This is a genomic window from Faecalibacillus sp., from assembly GCF_047023275.1.
Classification (GTDB): Bacteria; Bacillota_I; Bacilli_A; order Erysipelotrichales; family Coprobacillaceae; genus Faecalibacillus.
This window is the reverse complement of sequence record NZ_JBKYAR010000004.1, coordinates 83,068-99,911: the sequence shown is the minus strand read 5'-3', so window position 1 is coordinate 99,911 and position 16,844 is coordinate 83,068. Positions and strand designations below refer to the sequence as shown.

20 protein-coding genes and 1 other annotated feature are annotated in these 16,844 nt (G+C 28.0%); of the genes, 18 read left to right on the top strand and 2 right to left on the bottom strand.

What is annotated here, in order from left to right; translation table 11 throughout:
- Positions 1–240 precede the first annotated feature (240 nt).
- Positions 241–630 (top strand): hypothetical protein, encoded by a 390-nt coding sequence (locus ACLVEP_RS02640; RefSeq protein ID WP_412582637.1) that lies wholly within the window; start codon positions 241–243, stop codon positions 628–630.
- A gap of 30 nt (positions 631–660) precedes the next feature.
- Here the strand turns inward: ACLVEP_RS02640 and ACLVEP_RS02635 are convergent, their stop codons facing one another.
- Positions 661–1,206, bottom strand: coding sequence for a TetR/AcrR family transcriptional regulator (locus tag ACLVEP_RS02635; protein WP_412582636.1), 546 nt, complete (start codon positions 1,204–1,206; stop codon positions 661–663).
- 133 nt (positions 1,207–1,339) lie between these two features.
- On the opposite strand from ACLVEP_RS02635, the gene ACLVEP_RS02630 reads away from it, so the two are divergent.
- The 16 genes from ACLVEP_RS02630 (at position 1,340) to ACLVEP_RS02555 (ending at position 15,548) form a co-directional block, all read left to right on the top strand.
- Positions 1,340–2,677, top strand: coding sequence for an MATE family efflux transporter (locus ACLVEP_RS02630; RefSeq protein WP_412582634.1), 1,338 nt, complete (start codon positions 1,340–1,342; stop codon positions 2,675–2,677).
- 44 nt (positions 2,678–2,721) lie between these two features.
- A complete protein-coding gene (locus tag ACLVEP_RS02625) occupies positions 2,722–3,681 on the top strand; it encodes a P1 family peptidase (protein ID WP_412582633.1) in 960 nt (319 codons plus the stop codon).
- Between the two features lie 133 nt (positions 3,682–3,814).
- Positions 3,815–4,426, top strand: a complete 612-nt coding sequence (locus tag ACLVEP_RS02620; RefSeq protein WP_412582632.1) for an ECF transporter S component — start codon at positions 3,815–3,817, stop codon at positions 4,424–4,426.
- Positions 4,427–4,615: 189 nt separating this feature from the next.
- Positions 4,616–5,260 carry a MurR/RpiR family transcriptional regulator gene (locus tag ACLVEP_RS02615; protein ID WP_412582631.1) on the top strand — a complete coding sequence of 215 codons (645 nt, stop codon included), beginning with the start codon at positions 4,616–4,618 and terminating at the stop codon, positions 5,258–5,260.
- Positions 5,247–5,933, top strand: coding sequence for a hypothetical protein (locus ACLVEP_RS02610; protein WP_412582629.1), 687 nt, complete (start codon positions 5,247–5,249; stop codon positions 5,931–5,933). Before ACLVEP_RS02615 ends, ACLVEP_RS02610 begins: the two co-directional genes overlap by 14 nt.
- Before the next feature lie 122 nt (positions 5,934–6,055).
- Positions 6,056–7,651, top strand: a complete 1,596-nt coding sequence (locus tag ACLVEP_RS02605; protein WP_412582627.1) for an MBL fold metallo-hydrolase — start codon at positions 6,056–6,058, stop codon at positions 7,649–7,651.
- 90 nt (positions 7,652–7,741) lie between these two features.
- Complete coding sequence (locus ACLVEP_RS02600) at positions 7,742–8,326, top strand: histidine phosphatase family protein (RefSeq protein ID WP_412582625.1); 585 nt, start codon at positions 7,742–7,744, stop codon at positions 8,324–8,326.
- 187 nt (positions 8,327–8,513) lie between these two features.
- Positions 8,514–8,632 (top strand) — a sequence feature (ribosomal protein L20 leader region).
- 7 nt (positions 8,633–8,639) lie between these two features.
- Positions 8,640–9,197, top strand: a complete 558-nt coding sequence (infC, locus tag ACLVEP_RS02595) for a translation initiation factor IF-3 (protein WP_032089875.1) — start codon at positions 8,640–8,642, stop codon at positions 9,195–9,197.
- An 18-nt stretch (positions 9,198–9,215) separates the two neighbouring features.
- On the top strand, positions 9,216–9,410 hold the full coding sequence (rpmI, locus tag ACLVEP_RS02590; RefSeq protein ID WP_022002088.1) for a 50S ribosomal protein L35: 195 nt from the start codon (positions 9,216–9,218) through the stop codon (positions 9,408–9,410).
- Positions 9,411–9,444: 34 nt separating this feature from the next.
- Positions 9,445–9,804: a 50S ribosomal protein L20 gene (gene rplT, locus ACLVEP_RS02585; protein WP_022002087.1), complete on the top strand. Its 360-nt coding sequence runs from the start codon at positions 9,445–9,447 to the stop codon at positions 9,802–9,804.
- A 116-nt stretch (positions 9,805–9,920) separates the two neighbouring features.
- Entirely contained in the window at positions 9,921–10,853 is a 933-nt protein-coding gene (cysK, locus tag ACLVEP_RS02580; protein ID WP_412582544.1) for a cysteine synthase A, read from the top strand.
- 37 nt (positions 10,854–10,890) lie between these two features.
- Positions 10,891–11,565 carry a B3/4 domain-containing protein gene (locus ACLVEP_RS02575; RefSeq protein ID WP_412582623.1) on the top strand — a complete coding sequence of 225 codons (675 nt, stop codon included), beginning with the start codon at positions 10,891–10,893 and terminating at the stop codon, positions 11,563–11,565.
- Positions 11,566–11,777: 212 nt separating this feature from the next.
- The gene (locus ACLVEP_RS02570; RefSeq protein ID WP_412582622.1) at positions 11,778–12,200 is read left to right on the top strand and encodes a MarR family winged helix-turn-helix transcriptional regulator; all 423 of its coding nucleotides are present in this window, start codon (positions 11,778–11,780) and stop codon (positions 12,198–12,200) included.
- Between the two features lie 9 nt (positions 12,201–12,209).
- Entirely contained in the window at positions 12,210–13,505 is a 1,296-nt protein-coding gene (locus ACLVEP_RS02565; RefSeq protein ID WP_412582620.1) for an ABC transporter permease, read from the top strand.
- 1 nt (position 13,506) lies between these two features.
- A complete protein-coding gene (locus tag ACLVEP_RS02560) occupies positions 13,507–14,277 on the top strand; it encodes an ABC transporter ATP-binding protein (RefSeq protein WP_032089879.1) in 771 nt (256 codons plus the stop codon).
- Positions 14,277–15,548, top strand: a complete 1,272-nt coding sequence (locus tag ACLVEP_RS02555; protein ID WP_412582618.1) for an FtsX-like permease family protein — start codon at positions 14,277–14,279, stop codon at positions 15,546–15,548. The genes ACLVEP_RS02560 and ACLVEP_RS02555 overlap by 1 nt, the downstream gene beginning before the upstream one ends.
- On the opposite strand, the gene ACLVEP_RS02550 is transcribed toward ACLVEP_RS02555, so the two are convergent.
- Positions 15,549–16,076 carry a metallophosphoesterase family protein gene (locus ACLVEP_RS02550; protein WP_412582616.1) on the bottom strand — a complete coding sequence of 176 codons (528 nt, stop codon included), beginning with the start codon at positions 16,074–16,076 and terminating at the stop codon, positions 15,549–15,551. It lies immediately after the preceding gene.
- 61 nt (positions 16,077–16,137) lie between these two features.
- Between ACLVEP_RS02550 and ACLVEP_RS02545 the strand changes: the two genes are divergently transcribed.
- Positions 16,138–16,842, top strand: a complete 705-nt coding sequence (locus ACLVEP_RS02545) for an ABC transporter ATP-binding protein (protein ID WP_119363925.1) — start codon at positions 16,138–16,140, stop codon at positions 16,840–16,842.
- The last annotated feature ends 2 nt before the right edge of the window (positions 16,843–16,844 follow it).

The following is a 16,844-nucleotide window of genomic DNA, read 5'->3' as shown; positions in this document are numbered from 1 at the left end:
TGAGAATAACGGAGTTAAATCAAAAGATGTGTCAGATGGTTAATTAAGAAATTTAATAAGATGATTTTTCTTTTCTTTATGTTTCCAACAGTAACTTTCATAACTTCCTCCTGTACGTGTATTATAACATAGTTTTTTAGTTTGAATTTTGTTGTTGAAGTTAGGTTGGTGGTTGTTGGTGCCTCTTTTCTATTTATTTAAAAAAATAGGATTAAAGTATAGATAAGGAGGAAAAAGAAGATGAAGAAAAAGTTGATGATAGGTGTTATTTTAATTGTGTGTCTAGGAACTGTTTTTTATAATATGCAAAAAAGAGATCCTTATAAAAGTTATAATCATTTAAAAACAAGTGAAGTTTTGAAGGTTAAAAAATTTAATCAGTATTGGGTTTATTTTTATTCAATGGATGATCAAGAAAGTATTGATTCTAAAAATGGTATAGCTCGTCTTAATAAGGCAGTAAATAATGTTTATTTTGTGAAAATGAAGAATAAAGAAGTAAATATTGAAAAGCAAAAAGTTAAATCAACGACTCTACTTTATATAAAAAATCATCAAATCATAAAAGAATATAAAGGTTTAAAACAATTAAAAGAGCATCAAGATGAAATATTACAAATGAGTTGGTAGAAAAAAGCTCCACTAGTAGTGGAAGCTTTTTTAGATATCATTAACACCATAACAAATAAGTTGATTTGATAGTTCAATAACTTCATCTAAAGGCATTCTTTTTTGATCTTTTATCCATTGACGATAAATATCTAAAGTTGTAGAACGATAGAAAGTTAAAATAATATTTTGTTTTTCTTTTGAAAATTTTAAATAATGATGATTTTCATTTAATGCATGATAATATGCTTTATCGAAGATAGTATTGCATAATTCATTATATGGAGGATAACAAAGAATTTTTTGTACATATTCTTCTTGTTTGGAAAAATATTCAAAAAATAAACGATTTGCTTCCTCATGACTTCTTCCTAAAGGAAGTTTGTCAGTTTCTTTTATATAGTTATCAGCAATATTCTCAATAAATTCTTTAATAAGTGATTCTATTGTTTCATAATGCAAATAAAATGTTTTACGATTGATCATCGCTTTTTTCGATAATGTCGTTACATTGATTTTATGTAGATCAGTTTCATATAAAAGTTCTATAAAAGCATTTTGAATTGCTTGTTTTGTTTTTAAAACACGTAAATCCATAAAGTCACCTCTTATTTATTGTATAAAATAATACACATATTTTCAAATGTGTGGTATAAGTCTCGCTTTATATATACTGGCAATTGTTTATAAAATTATAATTTTTATAATAGCTTTAGAAAGGAAGGTTATTATGAAAAATAAATATAATATTTTAGAAGATCAACCTATAAAAGTCATTTTGTTTTTTTCAATACCGGTTTTATTAGGATTATTTTTTCAACAAATTTATACAACTGTTGATACAGTTATTGTCTCTAAAACATTAGGACAAAAGGCATTAGCAGCTACGGGATGTTTAAATTCTGTTAATTTTTTAATATTAGGTTTTTGTAATGGGATGGCAAGTGGTTTTTCTATTCCAATTGCGCAAATATTTGGTTCTGGAGATGAAAAGAAATTAAAAAAATATTTAGGAAATATTATTTGGGTCTATTTGTTTTTTGCAATTGTGATTACTGTTATATCTGTTTGTTTAACACAAACAATTTTAATAGTTACAAATACACCAAAGGATATATTTTCTATGGCATATATTTACATGCTTGTTATTTTCTTAGGAATACCAACACAGTTTGCCTATAATACATTATCAGGTATTATGAGATCCTTAGGTGATGTTAAAACACCTTTATATATATTAATAGGATGTTCTCTTTTAAATGTGGGATTAGATTTAATATTTATTATGATTTTACATTTAGGTGTTTTTGGAGCAGCTCTTGCAACTGTACTTAGTGAAGCTTTATCAGCAATAGGATGTTTAGTAATTATGTATAAACAATATACTTTTATACATTTAACAAAAGATGATGTGAAAATAAATAAAACATGCATCATTGAATTATTAAAAGATGGAATTCCTATGGGACTTCAAATGTCTATTTGTGGAATAGGAAGTTTATTGCTTCAAAGTTCAGTAAATGCTTTGGGATCTGTTTATGTTGCAAGTGTCACTGCAAGTGAAAGAATTTGGCAAATATTACAGTCAGTAACAGCTGCTATAGGGACTTCTTTAACGGTTTATTGTGGTCAAAATATAGGTGCAAATAAAATAACGCGTGTTAAACAAGGTGTTCGTGCTGGCGTTATAATGGCAATGATTTATTGTTTTGTAAGTAGTTTATTTATATATTTCTTTAGAAATCAAATTGTTTCTATTTTTATAGATAAAGATGCTTTACAACTTATTCAATTAACAAAGCAATATTTAGTAATCAATGCTTTATTTTTTTGGGCACAAGGTTTAATACATACTGTTTGTTTTTCTTTACAAGGAATGGGGTATGCTAGAATATCATTATTAGCAGCTATTTTAGAAATGATAGCAAGAGCAGTGACAGGATTATTTATTGTTCCATTATTTGGATATATAGCAGTTTGTTTTTCAAATGATTTAGCGTGGGTGCTTGCCTCAACATTTATTGTTGTTTATTATTTAATATTGATTAAAAAAATGAAGGAAGTATAAATTTTCTTCTTTTTTTAGTACAATAAGAAAAAGAGGAAAAGAATATGAAAGAAATAAAATTAACAGATATTAAAGGTGTAAAAGTAGGACAATGTGAAGATCAAGAAGCTGCTACAGGATGCAGTGTTGTTATTGTAGAAAATGGAGCGACAGCTGGAGTAGATGTTCGTGGTGGAGGTCCTGCTACAAGAGAAACAGATTTATTGAATCCAATCAATATGGTGCAACAAATTCATGCTGTTATGTTAAGTGGAGGAAGTGCTTTTGGTTTAGATGCAGCCAGTGGTGCTATGCAATATCTTGAAGAACATGGTGTTGGTTTTGATATGTCTGTGGCGAGAGTGCCAATTGTATGTGGTGCTTCATTATTTGATTTATCGGTAGGAAATCCCCATATAAGGCCAGATAAAGAAATGGGGTATAAGGCTTGTCAAGATAGTGAAAATGATTTGATTAAAGAAGGAAATTATGGTGCTGGTTGTGGTGCGAGTGTTGGTAAACTTTTAGGATTTGAACATGCCATGAAAGGTGGCGTTGGAACATATGGTATGCAAGTTGGAAATATTCAAGTAGCAGGTATTGTTGCTGTGAATGCTTGTGGAAATGTCATTGATTATAAAACGCAAGAAATATTGGCAGGTGTTAATATTGATGGAAAATGTGTTTTGGCTAGTCAAATTATTTTAGATCAAATGGATCAACTTAGAAAATTACCAGATGGAAATACAACGATTGCTTGTCTTGTTACAAATGTAAAACTTACGAAAGCACAATGTACAAAAATTGCTGGTATTAGCCATAATGGCTACGCTAAAAGTATAGATCCAGTTCATACGATGAGTGATGGTGATACAATTTTTGTATTAAGTACAAATGAAATAGATGGAATGGTGGATGCTGTAGGTATTTTAGCGGTAGAAGTTATTTCTATGTGTATTCAAAGAGCTATTAAAAAAGCTAAAAGTGGATATGGTTTGCTTGCTTATCAAGATTTGAAAAAATAGTCAAAAAAGCATATAATTTTCTTGTTCGTATATTTTGATATTAAAAGAGATCGTTAAGACTTTTATTAAGACATTCGAAATAGCGAATACCATAAAAACGTTGCATCTTTATGAGCGACAGTAGGAGGATTATATGAAGTCGAAAAAGACACAGTACATGACTTCAATGGCTTTATTTTTAGCGATTGAAATCATTCTTGTTGTGACACCTCTTGGATATATTCCAATTGGACCACTAAATGCCACAACAATGCACATTCCAGTTATTATTGCAGGAATCGTATTAGGAAAAAAAGCAGGAGCTGAGTTAGGATTTGTTTTTGGATTAACAAGTTTAATCAAAGCAACAATTCAACCAGGAATTACATCTTTTTGTTTCTCACCGTTTGTGACAATAGGCACAATGTCAGGAAATTATAAAAGTCTCTTGATTGCTTTTATTCCAAGAATTTTACTTGGCTATTTAGCTGGACTCGTTTTTGAAATTATAAAAAAGAAGGGTCATGAAAATTTAGGTGTTGTTTTAGGTGCTTTAACAGGAGCTATTACAAACACAGTGCTTGTTTTATCAGGAATTTATGTATTCTTTGGTGAAGCGTATGCAAGTGCCGTAGGAGTTCAATACTCTACGTTAGTAGCTGTTTTATTAGGCGTTGTTTCTACGAATGGTATTTTAGAAGCTATTCTAGGTGCAATTGTCTCACTTGCTATTTATAAAGCATTAAAACCAATCTTAAAATCATAGCAGGTCAACTTGACCTGTTTTTTATTGAATTTAAATAATATATTAATTAAAATATACACATGAACGGGGATGATGATATTGAATAACTTTATGACCGCATTGTTTAAAATAATTAATAATACTGAAAACAAAGATACCAATTTTGTAATTGCATATTTTTTATTAACACATATAAAAGAAATAGAAAATATGAAATTGCAAGATATGGCAGATGCTTGTTATGTATCAACTTATACACTTATGCAATTTTTTAAAAAGTTTGGTTTTAATAAATTATCTATCGCTAAAAAAATACTGTCTAAACATTATGATGTAAGATTTTATCAATTTAAAGAACGCTATAAAAATAATAAAATAGATCAAATAAAACAATGTTTAAAACCTGTTTTAACAGCTGAAGATTATGAAGAAATCTTTAATCAAGATCAAATGGATCAATTATGTCAAAAAATCCACCAAGCTAATAGAATTATTATTCAAGGTTCTGATGAAAGCATGAGCTGTTTATTAAGATTTCAAGGAGATATGATTACAATGGATAAATTAGTTGTCCAAAATTCTATGTATGAAAATCATTTCAATTCATTAGATAATCAAAATTTAAATATTCTGTTTTCTTTATCAGGAAATATTACAAAATTAATGTCCCATTCAATTCAAGATAATTTAAAACAACATGATTTAGTGATGGTTGGTTATCAAAAATTTTATGATACAAATCTATTATTGAAAATACCCGATTATGTAGATGATGCACTACAAAATTTAATTGTTAATTATTATTTTGAAAATATTTCTTATTGTTATTATTGTAAATATTATGTTGATAAGTAAGTTGTATTTTATTCTTGCATCATCCAAATTATCAAGTTATGAATATATCATAGCTAAGTATTTTATAGATCATTTAGATGATTTAGAAAACCTTAAATTAAAAGATATGATCAATGAAACACATATTTCTAAATCAACGATTACAAGATTTATAAAGGATATAGGATATAATGGATTTTTAGATATACAGTATCAATTGATAAGTGAAAATTTAGAAAATAATATTAATGAGAATATTGAAGTTATACATATCAATGATTTACAAAAAGTTAAATCAATTTTAGTTGTAGGAAATGCTTTTTCGGTATCGAGTTTATTGATTTATAAGAGTTTTTTTAAAACTTTAAATATTGATTATCAGGTAAGAATATATACAGGAAATAATGATTCTTTAGAAGATGAAATGGTTACTTTGATTGATAGTGAGACACTTGTTATTTTAGTTTCTTTAGATATGAATATTAGAAAAATAGTGGCTGATCCATATTGTGATTTTTATAATTATATGAATTTAATAAAATCAAACACAAATCAATATATTTATGTTGGAGAAAAAGATGATACCTATTATGATGAAAATCAAACTTTTCATATTTCTCAAGCTTTACCATATAGTAAAAAAGTAGAAAAACTATGTCAATTTATTGAAAATATATATTTATTAATGAAGTAGGGTTCATTTTTTGAACCCTTTTTTAATAAAAAAAGTGAAGGTTAATAAGTGAAACTATGTTAAAACCAAATAATTGAAAGCGCTTAGAATGAGTGATAATCTTAAATCAGGAGGGAAGAAAGATGAAAAAAATATTGATGATGCTATTATCTTTGATGACTGTTTTTTCAATGAATTTAAGTTTAGTATTTGCTGAAGAAACAACATCAAGAAACTTAAGTCAAGAAAGTACAGATTTTTTAAATGAATTAAAAAAGGAAGGATATGCTGAGGTAGGAAAATATAAAGTAGAAGAAATTACGAATGGTGTTTACCATATGGATGAAGGTATTAAATCTTTACCAGGTGGGGCTACTGATGAAAATGGTAATATGAACAATCCTTCAAGTATTTATTTTGTAGATGAAGGAGACAGTGTTTTAGTTGTTGATGGTGGAAATCCAATTTGGAATAATCAAACATTAAGTGAAGATGCACAAATTATTGTTGAAGCAATGTGTAGTGGTAAAAATGTTGATGTTGTCTTTACACATGGGCATTATGATCATTTAGGTTTATTATGGTCAAATACAATTACAAATAATATTCATTTAAATAAGATTTATATTGAAGAATGTGATAATATCGATAATCAATATAATGTTTTATACGCTAAAACTGCTTTAGGAAAATATGGTGATAAAGTACAACCAATTAAAGCTGGTGAAAGTTTTACAAGTGGAAATTATACTTATGAAACTCAATCATTAAAAGGTCATACAAATGGATCAATTGCGATTATTAATAAAGAAAAAAATGTTATCTTTACAGGTGATGGTATTGGTTCTGGATTTGTATGGTTAGTATGGGATAATATTGATGATTGTCTTGCTGATTATAAAAAAGAAGTTATTGAATTAAAAGAAGTTGTCAAATCAATGGATCATCCTCATATTTTAGCAGGACATAGATGGCAACAATTTTGGAGTGGAAATGAATTATCTCCAGGTGAATTAGATGAACAATATTTAGATGGTATGTTAACAATTTTAGATGCTTTATGTGAAGGAACTGCTAAAACAGAACCATATACATTAAGAAATCCTGCTACAGATATTAAAGTCACTTATGGTGATTTAAAAGCTGAAATTGATACTACTCAAAAAAATATTGATGAATTTGTGTTATCAGAAACAAATTCATTAAAAGATGAATTAAATACATTAATTAATGAAACAGTTGAAGAAAAACAATATACACCAAATAGTTATAGTACTTATCAAACAGCTTTAGAAAACGCTAAAAATGTTTTACAACAAGAAGATGCACAATACAAAGATTTAAAAGCAGCTAAACAAACATTAGAAGATGCTAAAAATCAATTAGTTAAAAAAGCTGATAAAACACAATTAAAAGATTTATATGATCAAGTATCAAAAATTGAAAAAGGAAACTATACAAAAGATTCTTATCAAGTATTACAAGATGCGTTAAAAACAGCTAAAGATGTTTTAGTTAATGAAAATGCAACTCAAGAAGAAGTAAATCAAAGCTATACAGCTTTAGAAAATGCTAAAAATGGATTAAAAGAAGAACAAACAACTACTACAACAAATCCATCAAATACTCAAAAAACAAACAGTGTAAAAACTGGAGATAATACTTCAATTGCTGGCGTTATGATGTCTTCTTTATTAGCGTTAGGTATGTTTGTATTCTTGAAAAAAGTACGTGTTTAATATTAAAAAAGAATTTGATTTCAAATTTAGAAATTAAATTCTTTTTTTTCTGCTTATTTTATATATAATACCCAGTATAAGGAGATATTTATGAAATACATATTTGTTAGACATGGAAAGACACATTTTAATGAAATACAACTTAAACAAGGGTGGTGTGCTTCACCGCTTACTAAACAAGGGATAAAAGAAATAGAGAATATGGCAGAACAGTTAAAAGATTATACAATAGATGCTGCTTATACTTCTCCAATATTACGAGCAAAACATACAGCACAAATGATTTTAAAAAATCCTACTGTTTTATTAAATGAAGATAAACGTTTAAAAGAAGTGAACTTTGGTCTTTTAGAAGGTTTACCTTGTTTATTTGTAGATAAACTACATTTAGAATCTTCAGATTGGTTGAATGATTTACAAATGGATTATAGTGGATATGAAGGTGAAAATGTTGAAGATGTAATCCAAAGACACTTTGATTTATTAGATGAAATAGAAAAGAAATTTCAAAAAGATGATACTATTTTAATGGTTGGTCATGGTTGTTCTTTATATGCATTTATTAAAACATTGTTAAAAAGTCAAAAACTTGATTTTCCACAAAATGCCAGTGCAATTATTGTCAATAAAGTCAATGATGAATATCAATTAGAAACAGTATTAAATCCAAAATAAAATACTTAAAGTTTATAAATTTAGGGGGTTAAATTTATATCAGGAATATTATAAAAAATATCCAAATTATGACAAATTCTGATTGAATAACATAAATTTAAATTTAATGAAAAAAAGTATTGAAATAATCAATAATTTTATTGACATGAATAGCATATAATGGTAATATCTACGTGCAATAAAAAGTAGTGGAAAGAAGAAGTGCCTACTTCTCGCCTGATTGATTTTGTCGATAGGCAAATGTCACTAAGATTTAATCTTAATGTCAATGGTGGGTACTCAGTGTGCTCACTTTTTATTTCAACTATAATAATTGGAGGTGGCTTTTATTAGCAGATTTGATAACAGAAAACCAAAACAACCTGATGATTTAGTAAACGAAAGAGTTCGTTTTAAGGAAGTATTGGTTATTGATCAAAACGGTGATCAATTAGGAGTAAAAAGTAGTAGAGAAGCGTTGGATATTGCTTATGATGCAAATTTAGATTTAGTTTGTGTTGCACCTAATGCAAAACCACCAGTTTGTCGTATTATGGACTTTGGTAAATATCGTTTTGAACAACAAAAGAAAGCAAGAGAAATGAAGAAAAACTCTAAAGTGGTAACTTTAAAGGAAACTCAATTATCAGTAACTATTGATACTCATGATAAAAATGTTAAATTAAAAAGAACATTAAAATGGTTAGAAGAAGGAAACAAAGTTAAAGTTGCAATCAGATTTAGAGGTAGACAACTTGCACACGTTGATTTGGGTAAAAAAGTTATTGATGACTTTGTTGAAGAATGTGCAGAAGTTGGTCAAATTGAAAAACCAGCAAAATTAGAAGGACGTACTTTAACAGCTATATTAGCACCAAAAAAGAAAAAATAATTAATGGAGGAAACAATTATGCCAAAAATTAAAACACATAGCGGATTAAAAAAACGTTTAAAAAGAACAGGTAGTGGAAAATTAAAACGTAGCCATGCTTACATTTCACACTTATCACACAATAAAACTCATAAACAAAAGAAACACTTAGCAAAAGCTACAGTAGTAAGTGCTTCAGATTATAAGAGAATTAAATCAAGATTACCTAAATAATTTTAGTTAAAAATAAATACAGGAGGAATACACAATGGCAAGAGTTAAAGGTGGATATACAACTAGACATAGAAGAAAAAAAGTTATTAAATTAGCCAAAGGATATTTTGGAGCTAAACATAAATTATATAAAACTGCTCATGAACAAGTAATGCACTCAATGGCATATGCTTATAGAGATAGAAGAAACTTAAAAAGAAATATGAGAAAATTATGGATTGCACGTATTAACGCTGCAGCTAGAATGAATGATATCTCATATTCTAAATTAATGCACGGTTTAAAATTAGCTAACGTTGAAATCAACAGAAAAATGTTATCTGAAATCGCTATTTGCGATCCAGAAGGTTTCACAGCTATCGTTGAAACAGCTAAAAAAGCTTTAAATGCTTAATAAATCATGACCAACATTTGTTGGTCTTTTTTTATTATCATATTGGTTGACACTTAAAGTAAATAGGTATATCCTTAAATCATAGTAAAACTATAGGAATAAGGAGAAATATAAAAATGAGCAAAGTAAAAAACAGTTTTTTAGACTTAGTGGGAAATACACCACTAGTAAGAGTAAACAACTTAATCAAGAAAGATGAATTGAAAGCAGATGTTCTAGCAAAACTAGAATATTTCAATCCCGCAGGATCAGTCAAAGACAGAATTGCAAAAGAAATGATCCTAGATGCACTAGAAAAAGGATTGATCAATGAAAATACAACATTGATTGAACCAACAAGTGGAAATACAGGGATTGGACTATCAGCCGTAGCGACAGCATTGAATCTAAAGATCATTATTACAATGCCAGAAACAATGTCAGTAGAAAGAAGAAATCTTATGAAAGCATATGGAGCTGAATTGGTTCTTACACCAGGAAGTGAAGGAATGAAGGGAGCAATCGCCAAAGCAAAAGAATTGGCCTCACAAATCGAAAACAGCTTCATTCCAGGACAGTTTGAAAATCCAGCGAATCCAACAGCACACTATAAAACAACAGGTCCAGAAATCTATGAACAAACAGAAGGGAAAGTAGATATCTTCGTAGCCGGAGTAGGAACAGGAGGAACAATTTCAGGGATAGGGAAATACTTGAAAGAAAAGAAACCAGAAGTAAAAGTAGTTGCAGTAGAACCAGCAAGCTCACCAGTACTATCAACAGGAAAAGGAGGAGCACATAAGATACAAGGAATCGGGGCAGGATTTGTACCAGAGACATTGGATACAAAGATCTATGATGAAATCATTACAGTAGAAAATGAAGATGCATTTGCGACAGGGAAAGAAATGGCAAAGACAGAAGGAATTCTAGTAGGGATATCATCAGGGGCAGCATTATATGCAGCTAAAGAACTAGCCAAGAGAGAAGAAAATGTAGGGAAGACAATTGTAGTCTTATTACCAGATGGTGGAGATCGTTATTTATCAACACCTTTAATTCAAGATTAGGGAAATTATTTTCCCTTTTTTAAAAGGAGAATAGGGGATGAATCGAAAATTTGAGTTTAAAGTACAATCAGAAGTACTTGATATAGGGGTTAAAATCAAAGGAGTTAGAATACAAGGAATTAATAATACTGTGTATTCTTCCTCTTTAAATGATTATATAGATGTTCATGTAAAACGTCTTTTAGAAAATAATACTTTAGATTCTTTAAAAGAAAATAAAGTGATTCAAAGTTTTTATGATTTACATAAAGCAGTAGGTATTCCAAAAAGAAAAAATCTACCTGCAAGTGAAAATCTTTTAAAAAACTTATTAAAAAAACAAGAATTTCATCGTATTAATCCATTAGTAGATATTTATAATTTAATTTCTATGGATACTAAATTGGCTTTAGGAGCTCATGATTTAGATAAAACAGAAGGAAATATTTCTTTAAGACTGACTCAAGGAAATGAAAACTATATTCCTCTTGGTAGCGTTGAGGCAAAAGAAGTTAAAGCAGGTATCTATAGTTATATCGATGATGCAAATGATGTTATTTGTTATAGTGAAATCAGACAAGTAGATAAAACTAAAGTGACAGAAGAAAGTAAAGATGTTTTCTTTATTGTTCAAGGAAATCTAGAAACAACAGATAAATATGTAGAAGATGTTGCTAAAGAATTGATTACAGTTGTGACTTATTATTTAGGTGGAACTGGAGAAATTTTGTAGAGGTTATAGCCCTGTTAGTAAATAACAGGGCTATATGTTTAGTGTTAGAAATAATATTTTTTTATTTTATGAAAAAATATGAAATGTAAGGGATAACATGTTAAAATAAACAAGTCTTATCCAATTTTGCTAAAAATATGTCGAATCCGACATATTTTTATTGTATTTAAATGTAAGCGCTATTATAATTAAAAAAGTCAGAGGTGATGTCAATGAATCAAGAATATCAAGCTTTGATAGCTTTAGATTTGTTAACAACTCAAATGAATAAATATGCTAATAAAAAATTAAAACCTTATGGTATTAAATTTAATGAATTAAATATCATTCGTTTTGTAAATGCAAGTAATGAACCAGTATACCAAAAAACAATTTGTCAGGAGTTTCAATTATCACATTCGACAGTTGTGGGCATTGTTTTTAGATTAGATGATGGAGGATGGTTATTAGTTGGTAATAGTCGTTTTGATAAACGACATACACAAATCACAATTACTGAAAAAGGAAAAGATTTGATTCAAAATACAAATGATATTTATCAAGAAATTATAAATAAGATTAAAATAATTCTTTCTGAAGAAGAAATGAATAAATATATTGATTCAATAGATCAAATAAAAGAATTATTTCAATAGGAGGTCGTTATGGGAACTTTTAAATTTTCAATGAGAATGTTAGTGAAAGATTATAAAAAGAGCATTTTTTATGGAATTACTTTAGTTTTCGCAGTTGCTGTTTGTTTTGTGTTTTTTAATATTATTAATAATGCAGATTTAGCAGATCAGACGATTGCAAGAAGTGGTGGAACATGGAGTGATGTACAAATGCCATTTTCATCAGTGTTATCATTTTTGATTATTTGTTTTTGTTGTTTTATGGTTTTCTTTGCAAATAATTTCTTTTTATCAAGAAAAACCACAGAATTAGCCATTATGGCAATGTCAGGTTCAGGTTATATTAATTCTACAATGTATGTTTTATATCAAACCTTTACCTTATTACTTTTAGCATCACCACTTGGTATTTTAATAGGACGATGTGTTGTTCCTTTTTCTAATGCCTATATGTATCAAATGTTAAATGTTCATAAAGATCCCTCTTATATTCCTCAAGAAGCATATCTTTATTCATTTATTCTTGTGGCGATTGTTTTATCAATGATTTGTGTTTTAACAGCAGGCTTTTTACATAAAAATGATATTCAAACTTTACTTTCTCAAGAAAAAGAAATGAAGGTTAAAAGAAATACAAAGAAAAGTAAAGTTATTTTATTTTTTGGAATTTATATTTTTGGAATTGTGATGATGTTTATGAATCCTCATGAACCAACGGCTTATATTGCACCCACAATTGTTGGTTTAAGTGGTGCAGTTGGAGTGATTCGTTATGTTTTACCTGATATTGTTAGAAATTTAAAAAGAGGGATTTTTCTTACTAAGAGATATGTTTTGATTTCTATTTCTAATTTAAATTATTCTATTCAAAGATCATTATTATTGTTTTCATTAATGACTGTTGCTGTTACAGGAATGTTAGCAGTACTTGCAGCAAATCAAAATGCTCCACGTGAATTTACAACGGGTGTGATAGGTTATATTGTGGTTGTTGTTTTATTAGTGGTTTCGATTATTTATAAATTATCTATGGAAGCTTTAACTAGGAAAACTCTATTTGTGAATTTATGGAAAATTGGATATACCAGAAAAGAACTTAAAAAGATTGTAAGACAAGAAGTGATCAGTTATTACTTTGTTTTAATACTTATACCGCTTGTTTATATTATTTTTATTTCAGGTAGATTTATTTATTATGGTGATATGTCATTACAATTTGCTGTTATTTATACTTTATCTTATATAATTCCTGTTATTCTTTCAGGATTTATAACTTATGTTCAATATATAAATGCAGTTGTTAAACCAATTAAAGGAGGAAAATAAGATGGAAAGAAAAGAAATACTTGTTGCTGATAAAATTACTAAAATATACGGAATAGGAACAAAAACACTATTTGAAGCTTTACATGAAGTATCACTTACAATGTATGAAGGTGAATTCGTATGTATTATGGGACCTTCTGGTGCAGGAAAATCAACTTTTATTAATAATCTTTCAACAATTGATATTCCTACAAAAGGGAAAGTCTTTATTAATGGAAAAGAAGTTCGTGTGATGTCTGAAGGTGAAATCGGTAAGTTTAGATATGAAAATTTAGGTTTTATTTTCCAAGAATTTAACTTATTGGATAGTTTAACAATTTTTGAAAATATTGCGGTTCCTTTAACTCTTGCCAATGTAAATAAAAAAGAAATAACACAAAGAGTTCAAGAAGTAGCTAAAAAATTAAATGTTGAACAAACATTAGATAAATTTCCTAATGAATGTTCTGGTGGGCAAAGACAAAGAGTCGCTATTTGTAGGGCTTTAGTCACAAATCCTAAATTGATAGTAGCAGATGAACCAACAGGAAACCTAGATAGTAAAAATTCTCATGAAATTTTATCTTTATTTAAAGAACTTAATGAAAAAGAAGGGGTTTCTATTTTAATGGTTACACATGATAGTAAGATTGCATCTTATTCATCAAAACTTCTTTATATTAAAGATGGTATTATTGATCGTACAATTGAAAGAGAAGGATTATCACAAAAAGAATATTTTTATAAAATAGTTGATATTAATTCAAGTGAATCACAAGAATTGTTTGAATAATGGGTATTCTTAAATTATCTTTGATTTCATTAAAAAAAGATATGTCAAAAAGTATTTTCTACTTTTTGACATTCTTACTTACAACTATTTTTATATTTTCTTTTTTTAATTTAACTTTTAATCCATATTCTGGTATTCATTTAGGAAAAGATGATACAACATTAGTAACACCTATTGCAGTTTTTGTTATTGTAATAGCTATGTTGTGTGTCTTTCTTGCTAATAATTTTTATGTTTCTAATAAAGGAAAAGAAGTTTCAATTATTTTAATGTCAGGAGCAAGTATATATCAATTAGGCTTTTATTTGTTTTTACAAGTTTTTATGATTATGATTTGTGCTATACCACTAGGACTTCTATGTGGCTATTTATTGATTCCGACAATCAATTCATTATTTATGATGACATTTAAATATAGTGGCCAATTATTTTATCTTTGTAAAGAAACAATGCCTGCAACAGGTATGATTTTAGCTTTTGAAATCATGTGGTGCTCGATGCTTAATTTAGGGTATTGTGTGCGTAGTACAATCAATACAATGTTGCATGATGAAAATAAAATAGATTTGAGTGGATTAAAAGGTCCACAAATCACTCAAAAAATCTTTATAATCTTATATATTATACCAATGATTCTATTTGTCTTTGTAAAAGATTCAACATCTTATATGTTTATTGCTGCTTTTGGGTTAATTGGTATATCAGGAATTGTTAAAAAAGTAATACCTGATTATATTAGAAATAGACAACATCAAAAATCTTTAGAAGATCCTATTGATTTAATAGCTTTTGGATTTTTCCATAGTGATATTCAAAAGATCTTTAGTCTTTTAATGATTTCACTTTTATCATCTATTTTACTTACATGTATTACAGTTTATACAATAAAACAACCATTAGTTTCAATGGTTGCCTTAATGTCTTATATTTCAGTAATGATTTTAATGTCACTTACAATTGTTTTTAAAATAGGAATGGAATTATATAAAAGAAAAAGTAATTTTGATCATTTATGTCGATTAGGTTTTTCGATTCAACAATTAAAAAAGATTATTCATAAAGAAATGATTTGTTTCTATGGTGTTATTTTATTTATACCGCTTTCTTATCAATTAATTATTTTATGTAATCTTTTATTACGACATCAAATTACGATTTTATTGTTTTTTATTATCTTGTTTATTCAAATAATTCCTTTGATAATCAGTTATTTTTTAAGTGTCAGACTTTATAGTTCAATCATTCCTCAATCAAGCATTATTGAAAAATAATTATTTAAAGAATCTTTTAAAAAAGGATTCTTTTTTCTTTATTTCAAAAGGATTACATGGTTGGTTTTCTTTTAAATCATAGAACTGAACTTCATGATTTTCTGTATCAAAAATACAATAAGTAGGATGAGGATAATTTCCTCTAGGGAAAGTCACACTTCCAGGATTAATAAAGAGAGTATTTTCTTTTTTATAAAAAGTAGGATTATGACTGTGACCAAAACAAACAACATCTATATGATGGTTAAATGCATAATTTTCTAAATCATACATTGATTCATCTATATGGAAAAGATGGCCATGACAAATAAAGAAATTTAAACCATCGATTGTAAGGGTTAAATCTTTGGGAATATCAGCAAAATCATTATTTCCTCTTACATTATAGAAGTTTTTGATTTCTAAGGGAGAATAGGGCATATAGATATCACCACAGTGAATATAGTAATCAGCTGGATGTTGATTGATTAATTTTAAAAGTGTTTGTTTTGTCATAGAATGACTATCAGATAAAATCATAATTTTCATAAATGTACCTCCTTAATATGTTATAATTATTTTATCATAAAATAAGAAAGTGGGGTATTTTATGGATTCTTTTATTCAATTTAAAGATGTCAAAAAGACATATAAAGTAGGAGATATTGAAATTCATGCGAGTAACGGTGTGAATTTTGAAGTTAATAAAGGAGAGTTTGTGGTGATTGTTGGACCAAGTGGTGCTGGAAAAACAACAATTTTAAATCTTCTTGGTGGGATGGATCAAGCAACAAGTGGCTCTATCATGGTTGATGGACAAGATGTGGCTTTGTATGACGAAAAGAAATTAACACAATATCGCAGAGATGATATCGGTTTTGTGTTTCAATTTTATAATTTAGTACAAAACTTAACAGCTTTAGAAAATGTAGAACTTGCTTCACAAATATCTAAAGATCCTTTAGATGAAAAAATGGTTTTAAAAAGAGTAGAGTTAGAAAATCGTATGAATAACTTTCCTGCGCAATTATCAGGTGGAGAACAACAACGTGTAGCGATTGCTAGAGCAATTGCGAAAAATCCTAAATTACTTTTATGTGATGAACCAACGGGAGCTTTAGATTATTTAACAGGGAAAGCTATTTTGGCTTTGCTTAGAGAAATGTGTGATAAGTATAAAATGACGGTTATTGTGATTACTCATAATAGTGCTTTAGCTCCAATGGCAGATCGTGTGATTCATTTAAAAAATGGAAAGGTTGATCAAATGTTTTTAAATGAACATCCTCAACCTATTCAAGAAATTGAGTGGTAATA

Bases quoted from the DNA above. Each gene is read 5' to 3' on its own strand.
- ACLVEP_RS02570 (WP_412582622.1), top strand. From the start codon at position 11,778: ATGAATCAAGAATATCAAGCTTTGATAGCTTTAGATTTGTTAACAACT.
- cysK (WP_412582544.1), top strand. From the start codon at position 9,921: ATGAGCAAAGTAAAAAACAGTTTTTTAGACTTAGTGGGAAATACACCA.
- ACLVEP_RS02630 (WP_412582634.1), top strand. From the start codon at position 1,340: ATGAAAAATAAATATAATATTTTAGAAGATCAACCTATAAAAGTCATT.
- ACLVEP_RS02615 (WP_412582631.1), top strand. From the start codon at position 4,616: ATGAAATTGCAAGATATGGCAGATGCTTGTTATGTATCAACTTATACA.
- ACLVEP_RS02575 (WP_412582623.1), top strand. From the start codon at position 10,891: ATGAATCGAAAATTTGAGTTTAAAGTACAATCAGAAGTACTTGATATA.
- ACLVEP_RS02550 (WP_412582616.1), bottom strand. From the start codon at position 16,076: ATGAAAATTATGATTTTATCTGATAGTCATTCTATGACAAAACAAACA.
- ACLVEP_RS02605 (WP_412582627.1), top strand. From the start codon at position 6,056: ATGAAAAAAATATTGATGATGCTATTATCTTTGATGACTGTTTTTTCA.
- ACLVEP_RS02640 (WP_412582637.1), top strand. From the start codon at position 241: ATGAAGAAAAAGTTGATGATAGGTGTTATTTTAATTGTGTGTCTAGGA.
- ACLVEP_RS02620 (WP_412582632.1), top strand. From the start codon at position 3,815: ATGAAGTCGAAAAAGACACAGTACATGACTTCAATGGCTTTATTTTTA.
- ACLVEP_RS02560 (WP_032089879.1), top strand. From the start codon at position 13,507: ATGGAAAGAAAAGAAATACTTGTTGCTGATAAAATTACTAAAATATAC.
- rplT (WP_022002087.1), top strand. From the start codon at position 9,445: ATGGCAAGAGTTAAAGGTGGATATACAACTAGACATAGAAGAAAAAAA.
- ACLVEP_RS02600 (WP_412582625.1), top strand. From the start codon at position 7,742: ATGAAATACATATTTGTTAGACATGGAAAGACACATTTTAATGAAATA.
- ACLVEP_RS02610 (WP_412582629.1), top strand. From the start codon at position 5,247: ATGTTGATAAGTAAGTTGTATTTTATTCTTGCATCATCCAAATTATCA.
- ACLVEP_RS02555 (WP_412582618.1), top strand. From the start codon at position 14,277: ATGGGTATTCTTAAATTATCTTTGATTTCATTAAAAAAAGATATGTCA.
- rpmI (WP_022002088.1), top strand. From the start codon at position 9,216: ATGCCAAAAATTAAAACACATAGCGGATTAAAAAAACGTTTAAAAAGA.
- ACLVEP_RS02635 (WP_412582636.1), bottom strand. From the start codon at position 1,206: ATGGATTTACGTGTTTTAAAAACAAAACAAGCAATTCAAAATGCTTTT.
- ACLVEP_RS02625 (WP_412582633.1), top strand. From the start codon at position 2,722: ATGAAAGAAATAAAATTAACAGATATTAAAGGTGTAAAAGTAGGACAA.
- ACLVEP_RS02565 (WP_412582620.1), top strand. From the start codon at position 12,210: ATGGGAACTTTTAAATTTTCAATGAGAATGTTAGTGAAAGATTATAAA.
- ACLVEP_RS02545 (WP_119363925.1), top strand. From the start codon at position 16,138: ATGGATTCTTTTATTCAATTTAAAGATGTCAAAAAGACATATAAAGTA.